Origin of the sequence: Bradyrhizobium sp. (assembly GCF_016462955.1) — a bacterium.
Classification (GTDB): Bacteria; Pseudomonadota; Alphaproteobacteria; order Rhizobiales; family Xanthobacteraceae; genus Bradyrhizobium.
Window position 1 is genome coordinate 1 of record NZ_JAEMSD010000658.1, and the last position, 3,159, is coordinate 3,159.

General features: G+C 65.1%; 3 protein-coding genes. All 3 read left to right on the plus strand.

All coding sequences use genetic code 11. The features are described 5' to 3' along the window. Window positions 1-921, plus strand: a 921-nt coding sequence (locus JHD07_RS36385) for a 2Fe-2S iron-sulfur cluster-binding protein (protein ID WP_291630969.1), incomplete at its 5' end; no start/stop codon positions are given. Between the two features lie 77 nt (window positions 922-998). Further along, the gene (locus JHD07_RS36390; RefSeq protein WP_291630971.1) at window positions 999-2,153 is read left to right on the plus strand and encodes an ABC transporter substrate-binding protein; all 1,155 of its coding nucleotides are present in this window, start codon (window positions 999-1,001) and stop codon (window positions 2,151-2,153) included. 278 nt (window positions 2,154-2,431) lie between these two features. After that, a partial coding sequence (locus JHD07_RS36395) for a branched-chain amino acid ABC transporter permease (RefSeq protein ID WP_291630973.1) occupies window positions 2,432-3,159 on the plus strand: 728 nt, incomplete at its 3' end.

Consider the following 3,159-nt stretch of genomic DNA (forward strand, 5'->3'; position numbering starts at 1 on the left):
GCCTTCACCCGCGAGCATGCGCTGCAATGCGGCTTCTGCACGCCGGGCATGCTGGTCTCCGCGCGGGACCTCGTGCTGCGCCTTCCCGACGCCGACGAGCGCAGCATTCGCGTCGGCATGAGCGGCAATCTGTGCCGCTGCACCGGCTATGTCGGCATCGTGCGCGCGGTGCAGTCCGTGATTGAGGCAAGGCGCGCGCGCAGCATCGCGCCGCTGGCCGGTGCCGGCCGGACCGGTCTCGGCCCGGTCGGATCGGGACGCGCCGCGCCCGGTCGCAGCGAGTCGCGGCCTGCGCAACCAGCGCTGTCGCCGGGGTCAGAGAGCGTCGCAGCCGGCAGCATTCCCGACTTCACCCCGGCAACCGTGCTCGACCAGCGCTTCACCCTGCCGCATCCGCCGGCAAGGGTGTTCGCGATGTTCGAGGATATTGCCGCCATTGCCGCTTGCCTCCCAGGCGTATCGCTGACATCGGCGCCGACGCCGGAGCGCGTGCAGGGCGCGATCCGCGTCAAGCTCGGCCCGATCGCAGCAAGCTTCGAAGGCGCCGCGCGCGTCGCGCGCGATCCCGCCACGCTTTCTGGACGCATCGTCGGCATCGGCACCGACCCGCGCAGCCGCTCGGCGACGCAAGGCGAGATCCGTTACCGCCTGCTTCCGCTCGAGGGCGGCGCCGCGACGGCTGTCGAATTGTCGATCGGCTACACGCTCACGGGAATGCTGGCCCAGGTCGGTCGTCCCGGCCTGGTGCGCGATCTCGCCAAACGCCTGGTCGCGGACTTCGCCGCCAATCTCGATCGCCGGATGTCCGGCCTGACGGCCGGGCCTGGAACGTCGGCGGAACTGAGCTTCTGGTCGATTGCGTCGGACGTGTTGCGCACACGGATCGCCCGCATCTTTGGCCGCCGGAGCGGGGCGGGGTGAGGGTGTGCTCACACACCGGAAGTGACGAAGCCTGGACTGACTTAAAACATCAACAGCGTTGGATTTGGAGAGACAACATGACACGAGCACTCGGATTGGTTCGAACACTCGCGCTGGCGACGACCTTGATCGGCGGCACGGCCGGCGCGCAAACCATCAAGATCGGCGTCAACGAGCCGCTCACCGGCGCGTTTGCAGCGTCAGGCACTTACGTCGTCAACGGCGCCAAGATCGCCGCCGACGAGATCAACGCCAAGGGCGGTATCCTCGGCAAGAAGATCGAGCTCGTGATCGAGGACAACAAGAGCAATCCGACGGAAGCTGCCGCCGTCGCCGAGAAGCTGATCACCAGCGACAAGGTGCCGGTCCTGATGGGCGCCTGGGGCTCGAGCCTGACGCTCGCGGTGATGCCGAAGCTGATGGAATACGAGACGCCGATGGTGGTGGAGACCTCGTCCTCGGGCAAGATCACGACGACGGGCAATCCCTTCATCTTCCGCATCTCGCCGCCCTCGGCGATCGAGGCCGCGGCCTTCAAGGGCATCGTCGACAAGCTTGCGCTGAAGAAGGTCGACTTCCTCGTCATCAACAACGACTGGGGCCGCGGCACCGCCGAGGATTTCAGCAAGATGATGAAAGAAAAGGGCATCAGCATCGGCCTGGTCGAGACCATGGACCAGGGCGCGCAGGACATGAGCGCGCAGCTCTCCAAGATCAAGAGCTCGGATTCCGAGACGGTCATCGTCACTACCGCCGTGGATCAGCTCACCCTGATCTTCAAGCAGGCCGCGGCATTGGGCCTGAAGAAGCGCATCATCACCACCGGCGGCTCGCATAACCCTGACCAGATCATCGCCCATGCTGTTGCCGCCGCCAACGGCACCATGCATCTGACCACGTTCCTGCCCTGGTTCCCGGACAAGACGCCGAATCCGGAAGCCACCAACTATTTCATCGCGGAATGGAAGAAGCGCGGCTTCGACTTCGCCGGCTGCACCGAGAGCTTCCGCGGTTATGACGGCATCCGCACCGTGGCGGCGGCGATCGAGAAGGCCGGCAAGGCCGAACCCGCGGCGATCAAGGCAGCGTTCTGGGACATCAAGGTGAAGGGCCTCAACGGCGACATCGTGTTCCGCAAGTCCGGCCCCGAGGGCAAGGAGAGCGGACAGAGCCAGCCGAACGTCTATCTGATCGAGATCGCCGACGGCAAGATCGAGATGAAGACGCTCTAAAGCATGTTGGGTCTGATGGCGAGCCGCGAGGCAGCTGCGCTCCCTCTCCCGCTTGCGGGAGAGGGTCGGGGAGAGGGTGTCTCCGCGTTGGGACAGTCGCCAAGAGGAGAAAGCCCTCACCCGCGCCTTCGGCGCGACCTCTCCCGCAAGCGGGAGAGGTTGCACCAAGCCTGTGGCAATTGATCCAACCTAATGCCATTCGGCTTTAGCAACCTCGATCGCGGGCGAGGGCAGCACGTTGCAGCCCTCGCCGGCATCCAGAACATCCAGGAACAGCCTTGAGCGAATTCCTCCAGCATCTGATCAACATGCTCGTGCTCGGCGGCACCTATGCGCTGCTGGGCATCGGGCTGACCTTGATCTTCGGCATCATGAATGTCGTGAACTTCACGCATGGCGTGCTCTACACGTTCGGCGCCTACATCATGTTCATCGTGGTGCAGCAGCTCGGGCTGAATTTCTTTCTCGCACTGCCCGTGGCCGTGCTGGCCGGATGGCTGCTGGGTGCGGCGATCGAATTGACTTTGCTGCGACCACTGCGCGGCTCCGACATCGACACCACCATGCTGGTGATGATCGGCGCCTGGATCGCGATGCAGTCGGGCACGCTGTGGATCTGGGGCGGGGTCGCCAAATCGGTCACGACGCCGTTTCCCGAGGCGCCGCTGGTGCTCGGACCGGTGTCGGTGTCCTGGCTCCGCCTGTTCGTGCTCGCCGCCGCGGCGCTTCTGATCCTGGTGACGTATCTTTTGATCAACAAGACCAGCCTGGGACGCGCGATGCGCGCGACGTTCCAGGATCACGACACGGCCTCGCTGATGGGGGTCAACGTCGACATGATCTACACCTCGACCTTCGCGATCGGATCGAGCCTTGCGGCCGCGGCGGGCGCGCTGCTCGGGCCGGTCTACGTCATTTTCCCGCAGATGGGAGACCTCGCCGCGGTCAAGGCCTTCGCCATCGTCATCCTCGGCGGCCTCGGCAACATCACCGGCGCCGTGATCGG

Coding starts and splice junctions, on each gene's coding strand:
- JHD07_RS36390 (WP_291630971.1), top strand. CDS start 999: ATGACACGAGCACTCGGATTGGTTCGAACACTCGCGCTGGCGACGACC.